Genomic DNA, 17,812 nt, shown 5'->3' on the forward strand with positions numbered 1-17,812 from the left:
GCGGCCCTCAGTCGTAGCGTTGGCGCAACAGCAGCGCCCGGGCGATAGCCAGCACGCCGAAGGTGATGACGAACAGCACCAGGCCGAGCGCCGTCAGGGCCGCGGTGTGCAGCTCGCCGGTGGCTTCTGTGAACTCGTTGGCGATGGTCGAGGCCAGGGTCGAGCCGCTGTCGAACAGCGATTGGGGCAGGCCGTGGGCGTTGCCGATGATGAAAGTCACCGCCATGGTCTCGCCCAGGGCGCGACCCAGGCCCAGCATAACCACCCCGACCATGCCGCTTCGCACATAGGGAATGGTCACCGACCGGATGACCTCGAACGGCGTGCAGCCAATGCCGTAGGCGCTTTCGCGCACCTGGGCCGGTACGGTCAGGAAGAGCTCGCGAAACACCGCCGCCATATAGGGCAGGATCATCACGCCAAGGATCAGGGAGGCGGTGAAGATGTTGGCCCCGTTGGGCACGCCGTAGAACAGCTTCTCCCAGATCGAACCAGTCGGGACGTTCATCATCAGCGGTAGCTGGACGTGCAGGGCAAACCAAGGCGCCAGCACGAAGAGGCCCCACATGCCGTAGACGATCGACGGGATGCCCGCGAGCAGCTCCACGGCGATGGCGATGGGTTGGGCCAGGCGCTTGGGGCAGAACTCGACGAGGAAGACCGAGACGCCCAGGGCGATCGGCAAGGCCATACACAGGGCCAGGGCCGAGGTGATCACGGTGCCGGCGATCGGTCCGGCCGCGCCATAGACCTCGGTCACCGGGTTCCAGGTCGTGCTGGTGAAGAAGCCCAGGCCAAACTTGTGAAGGGCCGGCCAGCCGCCGATCACCAGCGACACGATGATGCCGCCCAATGCCGCCAGCAGCAACGTGGCGGCCGACAGACAGGCGAACTGGAAGATCGGGTCGAACCAGGCGCCCTTGGAGGCGGCTCTGCTCGGCCTTGGCGCGGTCAGGGGGATGTCGGCCATGGGTTTCCGCTAAAGGAAATAGGCGGGAGCGCAGGTCTCCCGCCCGGCAGAAGGTCGAGGTCTGAGGCTTACTTGGAGACGTAGACGGGCTTGCCGTCCGGCCCCTTGACCATCGCGGCCCACTGTTTGCGCATCATGGCCTTCACCGAGGCGGGCATGGGCACGTAGTCGAGCGCGCCGGCCGCGCCGTCGCCGTTCTTGTAGGCCCAGTCGAAGAACTTCAGCACCGACTGGCCTTGAGCCGCGTCGTCCTGCTTCTTGTAGACCAGGATGAAGGTCGCGCCGGTGATCGGCCAGGACTTGGCGCCCGGCTCGTCCAGCAGCAGCAGATAGTTGCCCGGGGCCTTGGCCCAGTCGGCGCCGGCGGCGGCGGCGGCGAAGTTGGCCGCGGTCGGAGCCGGGAACTGGCCGGCCTTGTTCTGCACCAGCACGTAGGTGGCCTTGTTCTGCTTGGCGTAGGCGTATTCGACATAGCCGATCGCGCCGATCGTCTGCTTGACGAAGGCCGAGACACCGTCATTGCCCTTGCCGCCCAGGCCGACGGGCCACTGCACCGAGTCGCTGGCGCCGACCTTCGATTGCCAGGCCGGACTCTTCATCGACAGGTACGAGGTGAAGAGGAACGAGGTGCCCGAACCGTCCGAGCGGTGGACGACGGTGATCGGCAGGGCCGGCAGCTTGACGCCCTTGTTGGCGCCGGCGATGCGCGGATCGTTCCACTTGGTGATCGCGCCCATATAGATGTCGGCCAGGACCGAGCCGGTCAGATGCAGCTGGCCGGGATTGACGCCCGGCAGGTTGACGACCGGGACCACGCCACCCATCACGGTGGGAAACTGCATCAGGCCCGCGCCGTTCAGTTCTTCGGGTTTCAGCGGCTTGTCCGACGCGCCGAAGGCCACGGTCTTGGCCTTGATTTGCTTGATGCCGCCGCCCGAGCCGATGGCTTGGTAGTTCAGGCCCGCGCCCGTCTGAGCCCTATAGGTCTCGGCCCACTTGGCGTAGATCGGCGCGGGGAACGTCGCGCCGGCGCCGGAAATGTCACCGGCTTGAACGGCCGTACCGGCCAGAAGGGCCACACCCAGGGCGGCCGTGAGCGTCTTCAACATCCGTCATCTCCTCGGGCGCCAGCAGAGGGCCGCTTCCGGATTGGGACTTAGACGGAAAATATAACAGTCACGCGACGCGAAGTAAGTTCACCTAACGAACAATCATTCGCCGCGCGGCGCGTGGCCTTGGGCCAGAGCCTGGCTGCGGCGCAGTTCCAGGCGTAGCCACATGACGAACCGCTCGGCCGCCTCGGCGGTTTGCGGCGAGGCCTGGACGCGCGCCGTCAGCCACTGTCCGGCCGAGACTTCCAAGCCCAAGGCCGCCAGGCGTCCGGAGGCCAGATAGGATTCGGCGGCGAACACGTTGCTGAGCACGATGCCGCCGCCTTGAACCGCCGCGTCCAGAGCCATGGCCGGATCGTCGAAGAGATGGACGCGCGGGGCCTTGGCGCTCGGCGCCCAGCGCGCCGCCCATAGACCCCAACCATCGGGCGCATCGGCGATCAGCGGTGAGCGGAGCAAGGCCTTCGGCTGGGCCACATCGAGCTTGGCGGCCAAGGCCGGCGCGCACAGCGGCAGGTAGGAAAGTTCACACAGAGCGCCCTCGACCGCCTTCGAACTCCAGGCCAGGGCAATGTCCGCGCCCTCCCCGCCTTCGCGGGTTGAGACCTGCACCTCGACGTCAGGCAAGGCCTCATTGAGCCGAGCGATCTTGGCCGAGAACCACAGCCGCCCCAGGACCGCCGGCATGGCGATCCCCAGAACCGCGCCGGTTTGCGAGCCCAGCACCTCGCGCATGGCCCGGCTCAGCGACTCCTGAGCTTCCGAATAGGTCTGGGCCAGACGCAGGGCCGCCGAGGACGGCTCCATGGCCCCGCCCTTGCGCTCGAACAGACGCGTGCCGAGATCCAACTCGAGCCGGCGGATCGACTGACTGACCGCGCTGTGGGTGATCTGTAACTCGCGCGCCGCCGAGGTGAAGCTGCGGTGGCGCGAGGCGGCCTCGACGGCGCGCAGGGCGGTAAAGGGCGGTGGTCTGTCCGACATGATCCATGTCTAGCGCGGGAAGTTGAACTTACAATGACTCGGACCAAGCCCTCCCCTAGTGCAGGGTCGAGGGCGCCTCGCGCACGCCATGGACGCCGCCCTCCAACGGAAAGGTCAGCTCGGAGACCCGCCCCTCGGCGGCGCTGCGCGAGCTGAAGCGGCCCCGCAGCTGTTCGACCATGGCCTGGATCATGGCCGTGTCCCCGTCAGCCACCGCGAGCGGGTCAAGCGGCCGTTCGATCTCGGTGATGCGCAGCTTGCCCATGCCGCGATCGCCGCGCAGGCTGATGCGCATGAGGCCCGGATCGTCGGCGGCCAGACGGACATTGAGACACTCCAGCAGCACCAGGGCCACGGAGGTAGCCTGCTCGGTCGAAAGCCATAGTCCGCCGCGCTCGAACTCGATGCGCACGGGCGGGTGCTCGCGCGCCGACAGGGTCGCGTCGAGCAGTTGACGGGCGAAGGCGTCGAAGTCGAGCGAGCCCCCAGCTTCGCCAGCGAAGCTGCGATGGGTCTTGGAAATCAGCATCGTGCGGGCCGAAGCCTCGGCCAAGGCGCGCGCCACGGCCTTGTCGGGCTCGTCGCGCGCCTGAAGCCGCAGGATCGCCGCGACCAGCTGCAGATGGTTGGTCACCCGCTCGTTCAGCTCGCCAAAAAGGCCGGCGTGGGCCTGAGCCAGTTCCTCGGCCTTGGCCTGGGCGGCCTTGGTCGCCGCCATCGCGCGCGCCATGCCGGTGATGAAATAGATCGCCACCGCCGAGGTCGTGGCGAAGAACAGCAGCGAGGTCAGCGAGTCCAGATCCGCCTTGATCTCGAACTCGGGCTGGGCGAAGCGCAAATAGCCGATCGCCGCCGACAGAACCGCGGCGATCACGGCGGACCTGGCGCCCAGCACATAGGCGCTGATCAGAACGACGGGATAGAAGACGGTATAGGCATGATTGGCGCCGAATACCGGATCGAGCGCCCAACGCGCCGCGAAGCCCACGGCCACCAGGGCCAGGTTCGTCGCGGGGACGCCAAGGCGTCCCAAACGGTGTGCTCGCAAGATCCGCCTCCACAGCCTAACGCGACCAGGCTTTACGACAGAGCCCGGACGGCTTCATGACAGCGCCGCAACGTCATGCGCCAGAAGGCCCCATTGTAAGTCAGACTTGGCACAAAGGGAGGCGCCCCCGTCTTTGGGCGCGCGTTCGGCCTATACCCTGATCGACCGCGCCAAGTTCGGCGCCTCGTCGGGGTCAAAGTTCCCTCCGGACTCTTGGGATGCTCCTCGCGCCCGTCTCCCAGCCTCATTGACGAGGTCTTACCACACCGTCTACGCAGTGCGTTAGTAGAACTTACGCCGGTTATGAGGCCTGGCAAGCCGCTCTCGGATCCCCCCGTGGGCGCGTCCGGCGCGGCTTGGGTTTGCCGATCCGCCGCTTGTCGAGCCCGTCATGCCCCTGCCGCTCCCACTGCCCGCCCCCTCCGCGACCCGCTGGCTGGGCTGGCTGCGGCGGCGCACCCGCTCCAGCGAACTGTGGCTGATCGCGGTGGCGGTCCTGATCGGCGCGGCGGCGGGGGCGCTGGCGGTGTTGCAAGCCAAGCTCGCCCATGGACTGCAAGGGCTGCTGTTCGGCATCAATCTGGATGAGCGACTGAGCGCCCAGAGCGCCATCGCGCCCTGGCGTGTGCTGTCGATTCCGCTGGGCGGGCTGGTGCTTGGCCTGCTGACCTGGGCTTGGCTGACCTATCGACCGCGACCGGCGGTCGACCCGGTCGAGGCCAACGCGCTCCACGGTGGTCGCCTGTCGCTGAAGGACAGCGCCTTTATCTGTGTCCAGACCCTGATCTCCAACGGCTTTGGCGCCTCGGTGGGGCTGGAGGCGGCCTATGCCCAGGCCGGAGCAGCCGTCGCCTCGTTCGCGGGCCAGAAGCTCAACCTGCGCCGCGCCGACATGCGCACCCTGGTGGGGGCCGGCGCGGGCGCGGCCATCGCCGCGGCGTTCGGCGCCCCCCTCACCGGCGCCTTCTACGCGTTCGAGATCGTCATCGGAGCCTACACCGTCGCCAACCTGGCGCCGGTCGCCGCCGCGGCCCTGGCCGCGGCGCTGGTGGCGGGTCGTATGGGCGCTATTCCCTATCTGCTCAGGACGACGACGCCGGCGATTCAGTCCTGGCTCGACTATGGCCTTTACGCGCTATTGGGCCTGATCTGCGCGGCGGTCGGCATAGGCCTGATGCGCCTGGTGGCCCTGGCCGAGCGTGGCGTGGCGCGCAGCGGCCTGCCGCGGGGATGGCGCCCCGCCGCGGGGGGCGTGGCGCTGGCGGGCCTGGCGATGATCACGCCCCAGATCCTGTCGTCCGGACACGGAGCATTGCATCTGGACCTGATCTCGGACCTTGGCCTCAAGACCCTGCTGATGCTGGTGGCCCTCAAGGCCCTGGCCTCGGTGCTGTCCTTGAGCTTTGGCTTTCGGGGCGGACTCTTCTTCGCTTCGCTCTTCCTGGGCGCTCTGATCGGACAGATCTTCTCGGCCCTGTCCGTACTGGCCCCGTGGTTGCCGGGTTTGGATCCGACCGTGGCGGCCCTGGTGGGCATGGCGGCCTTGGCGGTGGCCGTGGTCGGCGGCCCCTTGACCATGTCGTTCCTCGTCCTGGAGGCGACACGCGACTTTTCGGTGACGGCCGCGGCTCTTGTGGCCTCGCTGATCGCCAGCACCATCGTGCGCGAAACCTTCGGCTATTCCTTCTCGACCTGGCGGCTGCACCTGCGCGGCGAGACCATCCGCAGCGCCCATGACGTCAGCTGGCTGCGGCCGCTGACGGCGGGTCGGATGATGCGCAAGGACGTGCAGACCACGTCGTCGGCGACGACCTTGGCGGAGTTTCGCCGTCGCTTTCCACTCGGCTCGACGCGGCGGGTGGTGATGGTCGACGAGGCCGAACACTACGCCGGGATGATCGTCACCGCCCTGGCCTACGCCGACCCTGGCGGCGACGAGCGACCGGTCTCGGTGCTGGCGGTCAATCCAGACGCGGCCCTGACGCCGGATCAGTCGATCAAGGACGTGATGCGCGCGTTCGATAGCACCGAGGCCGACGAGTTGGCCGTGGTCGACGCCGAGCGGCGGGTGATCGGCCTGGTGTCGGAGGCCCACGCCACGCGGCGCTATGCCGAGGAGCTTGAAAAAGTTCGGCGGGACCTGACCGGCGAGACCTAGGTGTCGAAGCCGGCGCGCGCGATCAAGAGGTCCCGACCAGGATCAGCGGCGCCGACGGCGTCATCCGTGCAAGGTAGACGCAAGGCGCCCGGTAGGTCGCGCCGGCGGATGTCGGGTCCTTGCGCGCCCAGGCAGACCGGACGGCAAGCCGCCAATGATCAGATCACCGCCTCCGCCTGCCTACGCACTTCGTTGGCGAGGGGATGGAGTGACTTTGGCGCGGTCGGCGCGACGAGGCTGTAGCCGACGCCGTCGGTCGCCCAGGAAACGCCGCCCAGGCCGCCATCGCTCTGCTCCGACATGGCGGTGTTCTTCTGCACCTTCATCGGTCGGACCATCACCGCCAACCGCTCACCGGCGCCGTCCTCGTAGAGGAACATAGCGGCTGGACCATGCGGCGTCGTCACCAGGCGACCACCGATGAACCGGTAGCCAGCCGACTGCAAATCGGGGACCTCGACCGGGCTATGCAGGCGGCTCGAAACCCAGCGAACCAGGTCGGCCTTTTGCGCTGACCCCATCTCGACAGGGCGATGAACGTCGGACGCGTAGACGCGATAATTGTCGGCCGCCTCGCGCGCCAGCGCGCCAACGCCATTGACCGGGGGCGCGAACACCGCGCGCGCCGCCCATCCGCCCACGCCGCCTAGACAGAGCAGCATCGCGGCCGCCACGGCGGGGCGCCAGATCATCAAGCGCGCGCGTCGAGCTTCGGCCAGGGCGCGAACGCCCAGTTCCGGCGGGATCGGCTCCTCGACAATCGGCGCAAGCGCGATCCGAAGAGCGTCGCGCTGGACGATGTAACCCTCGATCCGACGCGCCGTCTCGGGGTGAAGGCGCAAATAGTCAGCGACCTCCGCTCGGCGGCCATCGTCCAAGACCTGATCGACATAGGCCTGCAGGTCATCTTCGCTGATCGGACGAGGCGCGCTCATTTGATCCTCCGCAGGTGTGCGCGTTGGGTGGTGATGACAGGGGCGGCGATGCGTCGGGCCAGGCGTTCGCGCGCCCTGGAGAGCCGGGACATCACCGTGCCGATCGGAACACCCAACACCGCGGCGGTTTGGGCGTAGGTCAGTTGTTCGACGCCGACCAGCAGGAGCACCGCACGATCATCAGGCGACAGGTCCGCAAGGGCGCGTATCAGATCGGCATGATCCATTCCGTCGGATTGGTTCGCGGGCTGGGACAGGGCCGCGTCCGTGGCGTCGTCGATCGCCATATGCCGCCCTTGCCGCTGGATTTGTCGCCAGCGGCTGATCGCCAGATTATGCAGGATCGAAAACAGCCAGCTTCGCGTATCGCTATTCCCGCGTCGTTGTCCCCAGCGACGGATGGCGCGTTCGAGGCAGTCCTGGACGAGATCGTCGGCCTCCGACGTGTCGCGCACGAGAGAGCGCGCATAGCGTCGCAGGCTGGGGATCGACGGCTCGATCAGAGCAATCATGTTGTCCATGGTGACGCCCTCGCCCAAAGCCTCACGGAGCCTGGACTTGCACCGGCGCGCCGGGCGCGCTCGGCCCGCCGGCCGCGATCACAAGGTAGCGCCGCTGGTCGGGTTGGCTAGCGTGAACCAACTGCCGGATGGGGCCGATGGCGTTGACGATCGCCGAGCCGGCCGGATTGGTCATGAAGTTGGCCAGCGGCTGCAGCGCACCGCCCCCGTCGGCCTGGGTCGACAGGGCCAGCACATAGGGCGACTTGGGCGCAAGGCCCGTAACCGAGGCCTGCACGACCTGGATCAGGCCCTGGTCGAACAGGCTGACGCTGGTCGGCGTGGAACCCGCCGGGCCGCCAACGGCCGCCAGGGTCAGATGGGCGGCTTGTCCGGCGGCGCCCAGCGGCTGCAGGTTCTGAACGCCAGGCCCCTCGGGCACGGCGTTCGGGACATAGGTCAGCGCCTGGGGGGCCTGGCCGATCGGAACGTTGGCGATCACCTTGTTGTCGACGGTGTCGATCACCGCCAGCTCATCGGCGTTCTCGAGACCCACATAGACGCGCGTTCCGTCGCCCGACGGCCAGATCCCGTGCGGCAGCTTGCCGACCGGGATGGTGGCGATCCTGCTGAAGTCGTCGGTGCGAAAGACCTGAACCTGATTGAGGCCGCCGATCGTCACATAGGCGAACTGCCCTTTGGCGTTGCGGACGAAATTGACGTGGTTGGTGATCGGGCCGGTGTCGATGACCTTCAGGACGTTGAACGGCGGCCGGGCGTTGAAGGCCACAACCTTGCCCACGTCCTTGAGGGTGAACCATACCTGCTGGCCGTCCGGCGAGGCGGCGATGTTGGGGCAGAACGGGCTGGGCTGGACCACCTTGCCGACCACCTGATGGTCGGCCACACGGATCACGGCGGTCTCGGGATTGAACGATGAACAGACATAGCCGTACTGGCCGTCGGGCGAAAAGATCGTCATGCCCGGCCCCGCCGCGGTGACGATGCGGCTCTTCTCCTCGAAGGTCGTCCCGTCGAGAACCGCGACATAGTTCTCGCCGCGGACCGTCACCCACACTTCTTTGCCGTCGGGCGTGAAGAACGCCTCGTGCGGGGCGCGGCCGACATAGGTGGTGTGCTTGACCGCGTTGGTGGCGGTGTCGATGAAGGTCACCGCGTTGGAGCCGATCGACACCACCGCCAACGTCCTATGGTCGGGCGAGAAGCCCATGCCGTGCACCAGCACCTGGCCCCTGTAGAGTGGACTGAAATTGCCCGGCGACGGATCGCCCAGTCGGATCACGCCCAAGAGCTTGTTGTCGACCGGATCGGTGACCGACACGGTGTTGGAGAACTGCTCGGCGGCGTAGACGCGGTCGCGATGGCTGATGGCGATGTCGGCGGCGCCGGCCTTGCCGGGGGCCTGGCCGGCGAAGGCGGCGGCCGACAGAGCGCTGGCGGCCAGGATGGACAGCCCGAAGAGTGAGGTCTTCATCCTAGTGATCCCGGGCGGGAGCGGCGTGGGCATGAGGCGTGGCGGGCGGCGGCCCGGTCGGCGCGGCGCCGGCCGGCGGCAGCGGATCGCCCAGCGCCAATCGCATGGCGGCGATCTCCTGCTGTTGCTCGACGATGATCTCCTGGGCCACCCGGCGCAGTTGCTCGTTCTTGCCGTAGCGCAGCTCTGCCACCGCCATGTCGATGCCGCCCTGGTGGTGGGGGATCATCATCTCAACGAAGTCGCGGTCCACGTCGCCGGTCGGCTTGATGTCCATGGCGGCCATCATCCTGCTCATGGCCGCGTCATTCTCCGACATGAAGCTGTCGGCCAGGGTGCTTGCCGCCAGCGGCGCGGCCCAGCCCAGGCTCGCCGCGACAAGGATCGGCGTCCAGAGGAGGTTCGAAGAGCTTGGGACGCGAGGCAAGGTGATCTCCAGTTCGGCGTTCGATGGCGCGCATTGAACGTGAGACGCCGCCCCAGCGCGTTTTATTCCATCGGGTCGGGGAAAATTTTGGGCCGTGCCCGAGGGTCAGGCTCCGCGCCAAGCTCCCGTTCGGCGCGACCATCAAGCCAAGGCCGGCGTCAGTTGGAGATGAACGTTCATGTCCCTCCCCCCGCTGGACGCAGACCCAGCCAATGGCGAACGCCAGGGATGCGCCGCAGCGCCAGGCGCTCGATCAGAGCGATGGCGATCATCGAGATCCCCAGCACCGGCAGCAGAACGCCGAACACCACGATCAGCACGCCGACGCCCGTGGCGATGCGGCCTTCCGGCAAGGCCGGCGGCGCCCCCAACTGACCGTCCGGCCGCCGGCGCCACCAAATGACCACGCCGCTGATGCTGAGGGTGATCAGGCCGATGGCGGTCAAAACGCCGAGAATCTGGTTGGCCAGGCCAAACAGCTGGCCTTCGTGGGCGGCGATGCCGTAGCCGATCACCTTGTCTATCGGATGCCGACTGGAGAACGTCTCGGTGCGGACAACCTGGGCCGTGTCGGGATCCAGCGTCAGGGTCACGCGCTGGGGCCGGTTGGGCGTATCCGACCGCGCGGTCCAGTCGGGCGAGGCGTTGCGGCCCTTCTGGTTGGAGGGCGGCGCGATCAGCACCGGCGGCGGCAGGTTCATGGCCCGCACCGTCGCGGCCATGCGGTCGAGGGCGGGCGTCGCTTCCACGGACATGGCCGACATGTCCATGCCGCCCATGTCCATCCCGGCCATATCCATGCCGGCCATATGTCCGGCATGTTCGGACCCGGCCGAAGCGTCGATCGCCTTGCGTTCGGCCTTCTCGCCGGCGCGGCCGTTGGACCAGTCCTGCTTGGCCACCGCCGTGCCGGTCAGCTTGCGGACCTCCTTGAAGCTGTCGCCCCAGACCTTGGCCCAAGGCAGGCCGGTCAGCAGCAGGAACAGCGCCAGGCTGGAGATCCACACGCCGGTCACCGCGTGGATGTCGCGCCAGAACAGCTTCGAGCCGCGACCCAGGCGTGGATAGAGCACGCCGCCCAGGCCCTGGGCCTGACGCGGCCACCACAGATAGAGGCCGGTGACCACCATGACGATGGCCCAGCAGGCGGCCAGCTCGACCAGGATCGAGCCATTGTCGCCCATCAGCAGCTCGCCATGGATGGTCTTGTCGATATCCATCAGGCGATCGTTCTCGTTGATCACCTTCAGCACTTGCAGGGTCTCGGGGTGGACATAGACGAGGATGTTCTCGCCCTGCTTGCCCACCACAACGCGGGCGGCGTCATCGGCCTCGCGCCGCACCTCGTAGGTGCGCAGGCGAGAGCCCGGCACGGCCTTGAGGGCCGCGTCGACCTGGGCCTGGGCGCTGACGGGCTTGCCCGTCAGCGTCAGGTGGTCATAGGGCCGATCCAGCCAAGCCTCGACCTGCGGCTTGAACAGATAGATCGAGCCGGTGATCGCCAGGATGACGATGAACGGCGCGCAGAACAGCCCGGCATAGAAGTGCCAGCGCCAGATCGCGCGGTAGTCGAAGATCGTCCGTCGGGCCTTGGCCAAGGCCGGGCTGGAAGCGGTCATGGGATCAGGCTCCTACCACTTGGTCTTGATGTCGACGACGAAGGTCCGCTGCGGCAGCGGGTGCGAGACGTAGGCTTGGTCGTTGAACAGGTTGTCGATCCCGACGCTGAGCTGGGCCTTCTGCGTGACGTTCCAGGACACCCGCGTATCGACCGTGAAGTACTCGGTCTGGAAGCCGTAGGCGTCGCCGCGCGACAGGCCAAAGAGGTCGGAGTTCGGTCGCGAGGCGTAGCGCCAGCCCAAGGAGGCCTTGAGGCCGTCGCTGATCCGATAGCGGACATTGCCGCTGGAGCGCCAATCGGGGATGCGCGGGAACTTCACGCCCTCGGCGGCGGTGTTGGCGGCGTTCCTGATCGTCTTGGCGTCGATCCGCGTGACATTGGCGTCGATGTCCAGCCCCGGGATCAGGACGTCCGAGGCTTCCAGGATCAGTTCCAGACCGTACTGCCGGACCTTGTCGACGTTCTTGTAGGACGAGATCACCGTGCCGTACTGGTTCAGCCCGCTGAAGCTGAAGATCGCATCGTCGATGTCTTGATAGAACAGGCTGGTCGTCGAGCGGACCTTCCCGAAGGTGCGCCGCAGGATGAGATTGGCGTCCTTGGACTTTTCGGCCTTCAGGTTGGGGTCATAGCTGGTCGGATCGATCTGGCGGGTGATGTCGTCGAACCGGCCCTGATAGAGCTCGCCGACGGTCGGAAAGCGCTTGGCCGTCCCCAGGCTGACCTGCAGTTCGAAGTCGCCCGGAAGCTGGCCTTGCAGCGAGAGCTTCGGGCTGACCGAGGTCTCGTCGCGTTCCGGATAGGCGCTATCGACGCGCGCGCCGCTCACCCGCTTGCCGATGCCGCCGTCGAAGGCCCGCCAGCTGTCGAAGCGCAAGCCGCCGGTCAGGACGAAGTTGCCGTCCAGGTCATAGGCGTCCTCGGCCCAGACGCCCCACAGGCTGGTCTTGCCATAGGTCGAGGTCGAATAGACCGGCGCGGTCGCCGTGTGCCAGTTGGTGGTGGTGTAGGTGTCGGTCCCGGCCTCGTAGAGGTTGGCGTTCAGGCCAAGGCCGATCTCGTGCTTGCCAAAGGCGCGATCGAAGGTGGCGTCGCCCGTCCACCAGCCGGGTTTGGTCTGGCGACTTTGCGTGCCGGCGCCGTTGGACGCGCCCGTGGCGTAGTCGTTGGAGGTGCGCGCATCCTGATCGGGGATCCAGTATCGCGACAGGTTGATGGCGGCCTTCCACCCGGCCAGCGGACCGGCCAGCTTCAGCCCGGCCAGATATTCGGTGCGGTCGGTCTCGGAGAAGGTCAGGCCCGTGGCGTTCCACGTCCTGCCGCCATAGCTGACCTTGCCCTGATAGACCGGCTTGCCCGACGCATCGACCAGCCAGCTGCGCGGATTGGTGAGGTCCTGGTTGGTCTTCCAGGCGAAGCCCAGGGCCTGGATGTCCCAGCCGTTGCTGGCCGCATAGCCCACCCGCAGCCGCAGCTGGTCCTGGATCACATGCACCGGCGAAGCGCCGCCGAACACCGGCGTGGCCAGGCGGCTGTCATTGTAGGCGCCGGTCACGGCCGTGCCCGTTCCGGTCGTCGCCGACAGCAGGTTGTAGGTCATCGACTGGCCGGTGTTCTCGAAGTGCCGGAAGCCGCCACGCACGCTCCACGGGCCGTCGTCCTGCTTGTAGGAGATCCCGCCCTCGGCGCTATAGCCCTTGAAGGTCTGATCAAAGCCGTACTCCTTGAACGGCATGATCATGGTCTGGGCGTTGGCGTAGACCTCGCGGCCGGGCTCGGGCTCGCGGGTGGTCACCGAGATCACCCCGCCCATCGAGTTGCCGCCGTAGCGGGCCGAATAGGGTCCGTAGACGATGTCGAACTGGCGCACCTCGGCCGGCCCGACAACATTCCACTTGGGCGGATAGTCGTAGCGATTGCCCAGGAAGTTGGAGACCAGGAAGCCGTCGACCAGCACGATGGTGCGGGCGCTCTGGACGGTGTTGGTCCCCCGCAGGGCGACCACGGCGTTGTCGTCGCCGGCGAAGCGTTTGCGCACGAAGAAGTCGGGCGCGTACTTCATCAGGTCTTCGACATTGACCGCGTTGATCGCCTCGAACTCGGTCTGGCCCAGGGACACGGCCAGGCCGCGCGGCACGACGGTGACCGGCTTGTCGCCGCGCCCGACGACCAGGACCTGATCGACTTCCGAGGGCGTGGTGTCGGCGGGATCGGCCGCTACGGCGACACGGTCGTCAGCCAAGGCGGGTGCAGGCAGGGCGAGAGCGGGCAGGACGGCGGGGCTGACCGCGAGCGCGGCCAGCAGGGCGCGCGCCGAAACGGCGCGGCAAAGCAGGGAGGACATGAAAATTCCAATCGTCGAACGTCAAGGGGCCGGCGCGCGAGGCGGCCGGCGGCGATGGGCGTCAGACGATGGCGGGTGGTCCGGTCTTGAACGGCGGCGGAGCGGCCAGGCCCAGGCCGGGGCGCTGATGGGCGAGCGGCAGATCGATCTGCGAGAGGGAGACGAAGGTTTCGGCGGGGGCCAGGGTCAGGCTGGGAACCGGCAATGGCGTGACGGCGCCGGCGAAGACGCAGCCATGGTCGGGATTGGCCTTGCCGTCGGCCGGCTTGGGGGCGCCTTGATCGTCCTGGACGACACCGCTGGCGTCGACCGCGACGGTCTTGGCGCCCTGGGCCGTACAGATGACGATCGCGGGCAGACCGCCCTGCCCCTGGGTCGGCGCGACCATGTAGCCGGCCGGGATCAAGACCCGCACGGCGATCGCGCAGACGGTCAGCAGCGCGCCAAGGCGCGCCTGCATCCGAGTCAAACGTGACCACCCCAGTCCCATGGGCGCTCGCCTACGCGCAACCGCGCCGCCTGTCCAGTCGGCGACGAGGCCTTGGGCCAAAGCGCGCGCCCATCACCGTTTCACGCCGAAACCGGAACCTGGGGCGAACAGGGCGTGCTCGGCCCGCAGTTTGGCTGTTGATGGCGCGCATTGAACGTGAGACGCCGCCCCGGCGCGTTCTATTCCATCGGATCGGGGTTAAGTTTCGGTCCCCGCCCAAGGGTCATGGCGGCGGGCCGCGCCGGCTTGCGGAAGGCCATCGACGCCAAGTTCGGCTGGCGCCCTCGAGGGCTGGCGGCAAGGGGTGAACTGGCCGGAGAAGGCCTGATCGCCGGTGATCCTCGGGCTTCAGACGCGAGCGCCATCCAGGGCTGTCCACGTCGCCAGCACCTGGCGATACGCCTGCCGGTTGGTGTCGAGCGCGAGCCAGGCTTCGAACGCCGCCGCCTCGGCCTGCCCGAGACCTCGCGAATCCCGGAGGACGATCCAGTAGACGGCGGCCTCATCGGGTTTCATCCGTCGCAAACGTCTCGCTCTGCGGCGGCGGAAGAGGTTGCCTGCCTCAATGAGGGTCCGCGGGGTCACAACGGCTCACAAAAATAGAACCGCCGGCGCCCCTCGCCCGGCTCGCCCTCTTCGAAGGCTTGCGGCGGGGCGAACCGGTAGAGGACCAGCAGCCATTCGGCGTCCTCCAGGCTCACCCCCAATCACCGACGCCACCCAGGCCGGGCTCGGCTCCCCGTCATCGGGCGGGGCGACAGGGCTGGCGGCTAGTCCCATGACGGGAAAGGATCCGGAAGCTTGGCCCAGGCCTTGGGCCCGAAGCCGAACTGCAGGTCCGACAGCAGGCAATCGTCGAAACCGCGCGTCAGCGCCGCGTGGTCCATGTCCTGGCCGATCAGGACGATCTCCTGGCGACGATCGCCGTGCCTGGGCTTCCAGACCTTCTCGATCGCCCCTCGCCACGCCGGATCGTCGGGCCATTGCGCGCGCGGCGCGGTGGCCCACCAGCGACCGTGGGGTCCGCACTGGGTGACCGCGCCGGCCTGGCTCCAGCCGCCCACCCGATCGTATCGCGTGGCCAGCCAGAAGAAGCCCTTGGAGCGGATTACTCCAGGCCATTCCCTGTCCATCCACGCCTTGAGCTTTTCCGGATGGAAGGGCTTGGCCGCGCGGTAGACGAAGTGACCTATGCCGTATTCCTCGGTCTCGGGCAGGACCTCGCCCATCAGGGCCTTCTGCCAGCCTGCCGCGCCCTGGGCGCGCTCATAGCTGAAGAGGCCGGTGTCGAGGACGGTGTCCAGCGCCACCGCGCCCTGCTCGGCGTCGACGATCCGCGCCTGTGGATTGAAGGTGGCGATGATGCCGCGCAACCGCCCCAGGTCGTCGGCCGACACGAGGTCGGTCTTGTTCAGCACGATGACGTCGGCGAACTCGACCTGTTCGACAAGCAGGTCCACGACCGTGCGGTCATCGCCCTGCCCCGCCGTCTCGCCGCGATCGGCCAAGCGGTCGCGCGAGGCGTAGTCGCGCAGGAAGTTGAAGGCGTCGACGACCGTGACCATGGTGTCGAGCCGCGCCACGTCCGACAGGCTTTGATCAGCCTCGTCACGGAAGTCGAAGGTCGCCGCCACAGGCATTGGCTCGGAGACGCCCGTGGACTCGATCAGCAGGTAGTCGAAGCGCCGCTCGGCGGCCAGTCGACGAACCTCGGCCAGCAGGTCCTCTCGCAGGGTGCAGCAGATGCAGCCATTGGACATCTCCACCAGGGTCTCGTCGGTGCGTGACAGATCGGCCCGTCCTTCGGCGATCAGCGTGGCGTCGATATTGACCTCGCTCATGTCATTGACGATCACCGCGACCTTCTTGCCCTCGCGGTTGCCCAGCACGTGGTTCAGCAGGGTGGTCTTGCCCGCGCCCAGGAACCCCGACAGCACGGTGACCGGCAGGCGCCTATCGACCCGTTTTGGACGCGGCGCGGTTGGAACCTCGATCATCGGGACATCCAAAAAGTGTTATAATATAACATTGATAACCGCAGGCGCCAGGAGCGGCAAGCGCTATTGTTATGTTATAACACCCATGCTTAAAGCGCCGGGTCTCACCGCGAGGAGTCTCGATGCGCTCTCCCCACATTGATCGCCGCCAGTTGCTCGTGCTCGGTGGCGGCGCGCTCCTCGCGGCGGGCGCTCCGGCCCTGGCGCGCGAAGGTCCGACCGCGGCCAAGACCCCTTTCACCCTTGGCGTAGCCAGCGGCGATCCCACCCCGGACGGTTTCGTCATCTGGACGCGGCTGGCGCCTGCCCCCCTGGCGGCCGACGGCCGTGGCGGCTTGGACACGCCCGTGTCGGTGCTCTGGGAAATCGCCGCGGACGAGACCATGCGCCAGGTCATCCGGGCCGGCCGGACGACTGCCGACGCACGGTTCGCCCACGCGGTGCACCTCGAGGTCGGCGGCCTGCCTTCGGGGCGGCCCTACTGGTACCGCTTCACCGCCCAGGGTCACCAAAGCCCGGTTGGCCAGGCGCGCACCGCGCCGGCGCCCGGCGACCACCTGGAGCGGCTAACCGTGGCGATGGCCACCTGCGCCCACTGGGAGCTGGGCTGGTTCTCGGCCTACCGCCACATCGCCGAGGAGCGCCCGGACCTGGTGCTGTTCCTGGGCGACTACATCTACGAGTACAGCTATCGCGGCGACCGGGCCAAGGGCCGCACGGTCCGCGCCCATGACCGACAGGATGAGGTGGTCGACCTGGCCGGCTACCGTAACCGCTACGCCCTCTACAAGACCGATCCCGACCTGCAGGCCCTGCACGCGGTCGCCCCCTGCCTGATGACCTGGGACGACCACGAGGTTCAGAACGACTATTCGAACCGCTGGTCCCAGAACGTGGCGACCTCGACGGCCGACTTCCTCAAGCGCCGCGCGGCCGCCTATCGCGCCTTCTACGAGCACATGCCGCTGCGCCGGCGCTCAGCGCCGCACGGGCCCGACATGCGCATCTACGACCGCCTGCGCTATGGCGATCTGGCCGAGTTCACGGTGCTGGACGGCCGGCAATATCGCACCATCCAACCCTGCGCCCTGCCCGACACCCGTCGCGGCCACGTCGCGCCCGAAACCTGCGCCGACCTTTCCGACCCGAGCCGCACCATGCTGGGCGCCAAGCAGGAGCGCTGGCTCTATGACGGTTTCCGGCGCGCGGACGCCCGCTGGACGATGATCGTCCAGGACCTGCTGGTCGCGCCGCTCAAGCAGGCCGGCAAGGATGGTTTGATGGGCCATTTCACCGACGGTTGGGACGGCTATGAGGCCAACCGCTCTCGGATGCTCGGCGCCGTGGCCGCCTCCAAGGCGCCCAATCCGGTGTTTCTGGGCGGGGACATCCACTCGTTCTGGGCCACCGACCTGAAAACCGACTTCGACAAGGCCGTCGCCGCTCCGGTGGCCAGCGAGTTCGTCGCCGCCGCCATCAGCCAGGAAGGACCGCCCAAGACAGCCTTCGCCGACGCCCAGCGGCTCAATCCCCATGTCCGGTTCGTGGATCTGGAAACCAACGGCTATGCGAGCTTGACCCTGACCCACGCGCGCATAGAGACGCGCTTCCAGGCGATTTCGGATCGCAAGAATCCGAAGGCCGCGGTGCGGACCTTGCAACGGTTCGCGGTCGAGGCCGGGCGGCCGGGCGTGCGACTGGCCTAGGGACTCTCGGCGCCCCCCCCTGCGC

At 67.6% G+C, this 17,812-nt stretch carries 15 protein-coding genes; 2 read left to right on the forward strand and 13 right to left on the reverse strand.

Features of this window, described 5'->3' with window-relative positions:
* Positions 1-7: 7 nt before the first annotated feature.
* From pstC to AC1RJ9_RS15035, 4 genes are all read right to left on the reverse strand, one after another.
* Positions 8-970, reverse strand: a complete 963-nt coding sequence (gene pstC, locus AC1RJ9_RS15020; protein ID WP_492839417.1) for a phosphate ABC transporter permease subunit PstC — start codon at positions 968-970, stop codon at positions 8-10.
* 68 nt (positions 971-1,038) lie between these two features.
* Positions 1,039-2,079 carry a phosphate ABC transporter substrate-binding protein PstS gene (gene pstS / locus AC1RJ9_RS15025; RefSeq protein ID WP_492839418.1) on the reverse strand — a complete coding sequence of 347 codons (1,041 nt, stop codon included), beginning with the start codon at positions 2,077-2,079 and terminating at the stop codon, positions 1,039-1,041.
* A 102-nt stretch (positions 2,080-2,181) separates the two neighbouring features.
* Positions 2,182-3,066, reverse strand: coding sequence for a LysR family transcriptional regulator (locus tag AC1RJ9_RS15030; protein ID WP_492839419.1), 885 nt, complete (start codon positions 3,064-3,066; stop codon positions 2,182-2,184).
* 55 nt (positions 3,067-3,121) lie between these two features.
* A complete protein-coding gene (locus AC1RJ9_RS15035; protein WP_492839421.1) occupies positions 3,122-4,114 on the reverse strand; it encodes a DUF4118 domain-containing protein in 993 nt (330 codons plus the stop codon).
* A 391-nt stretch (positions 4,115-4,505) separates the two neighbouring features.
* Between AC1RJ9_RS15035 and AC1RJ9_RS15040 the strand changes: the two genes are divergently transcribed.
* The gene (locus AC1RJ9_RS15040) at positions 4,506-6,272 is read left to right on the forward strand and encodes a chloride channel protein (RefSeq protein ID WP_492839422.1); all 1,767 of its coding nucleotides are present in this window, start codon (positions 4,506-4,508) and stop codon (positions 6,270-6,272) included.
* A 158-nt stretch (positions 6,273-6,430) separates the two neighbouring features.
* Here AC1RJ9_RS15040 and AC1RJ9_RS15045 read toward each other — a convergent pair whose 3' ends face one another.
* From AC1RJ9_RS15045 to zigA, 9 genes are all read right to left on the reverse strand, one after another.
* Positions 6,431-7,207 carry an anti-sigma factor family protein gene (locus AC1RJ9_RS15045; RefSeq protein WP_492839423.1) on the reverse strand — a complete coding sequence of 259 codons (777 nt, stop codon included), beginning with the start codon at positions 7,205-7,207 and terminating at the stop codon, positions 6,431-6,433.
* The gene (locus AC1RJ9_RS15050; protein WP_492839424.1) at positions 7,204-7,728 is read right to left on the reverse strand and encodes an RNA polymerase sigma factor; all 525 of its coding nucleotides are present in this window, start codon (positions 7,726-7,728) and stop codon (positions 7,204-7,206) included. The genes AC1RJ9_RS15045 and AC1RJ9_RS15050 overlap by 4 nt, the downstream gene beginning before the upstream one ends.
* 22 nt (positions 7,729-7,750) lie before the next feature.
* Positions 7,751-9,202 carry a YncE family protein gene (locus AC1RJ9_RS15055; protein WP_492839425.1) on the reverse strand — a complete coding sequence of 484 codons (1,452 nt, stop codon included), beginning with the start codon at positions 9,200-9,202 and terminating at the stop codon, positions 7,751-7,753.
* A 1-nt stretch (position 9,203) separates the two neighbouring features.
* Positions 9,204-9,629: a DUF305 domain-containing protein gene (locus AC1RJ9_RS15060; protein ID WP_492839426.1), complete on the reverse strand. Its 426-nt coding sequence runs from the start codon at positions 9,627-9,629 to the stop codon at positions 9,204-9,206.
* A gap of 176 nt (positions 9,630-9,805) precedes the next feature.
* Entirely contained in the window at positions 9,806-11,248 is a 1,443-nt protein-coding gene (locus AC1RJ9_RS15065) for a PepSY-associated TM helix domain-containing protein (protein WP_492839427.1), read from the reverse strand.
* Positions 11,249-11,260: 12 nt separating this feature from the next.
* Entirely contained in the window at positions 11,261-13,594 is a 2,334-nt protein-coding gene (locus AC1RJ9_RS15070; protein WP_492839428.1) for a TonB-dependent receptor, read from the reverse strand.
* Positions 13,595-13,655: 61 nt separating this feature from the next.
* The gene (locus AC1RJ9_RS15075; protein WP_492839429.1) at positions 13,656-14,054 is read right to left on the reverse strand and encodes a DUF2946 family protein; all 399 of its coding nucleotides are present in this window, start codon (positions 14,052-14,054) and stop codon (positions 13,656-13,658) included.
* A 378-nt stretch (positions 14,055-14,432) separates the two neighbouring features.
* On the reverse strand, positions 14,433-14,600 hold the full coding sequence (locus AC1RJ9_RS15080) for a FecR/PupR family sigma factor regulator (protein WP_492839430.1): 168 nt from the start codon (positions 14,598-14,600) through the stop codon (positions 14,433-14,435).
* Positions 14,601-14,854: 254 nt separating this feature from the next.
* Positions 14,855-16,081 (reverse strand): zinc metallochaperone GTPase ZigA, encoded by a 1,227-nt coding sequence (gene zigA, locus AC1RJ9_RS15085; protein ID WP_492839431.1) that lies wholly within the window; start codon positions 16,079-16,081, stop codon positions 14,855-14,857.
* Between the two features lie 122 nt (positions 16,082-16,203).
* Between zigA and AC1RJ9_RS15090 the strand changes: the two genes are divergently transcribed.
* On the forward strand, positions 16,204-17,787 hold the full coding sequence (locus tag AC1RJ9_RS15090) for an alkaline phosphatase D family protein (RefSeq protein WP_492839432.1): 1,584 nt from the start codon (positions 16,204-16,206) through the stop codon (positions 17,785-17,787).
* The last annotated feature ends 25 nt before the right edge of the window (positions 17,788-17,812 follow it).

Source organism: Caulobacter sp. GW822-FHT07D08 (genome assembly GCF_058798735.1).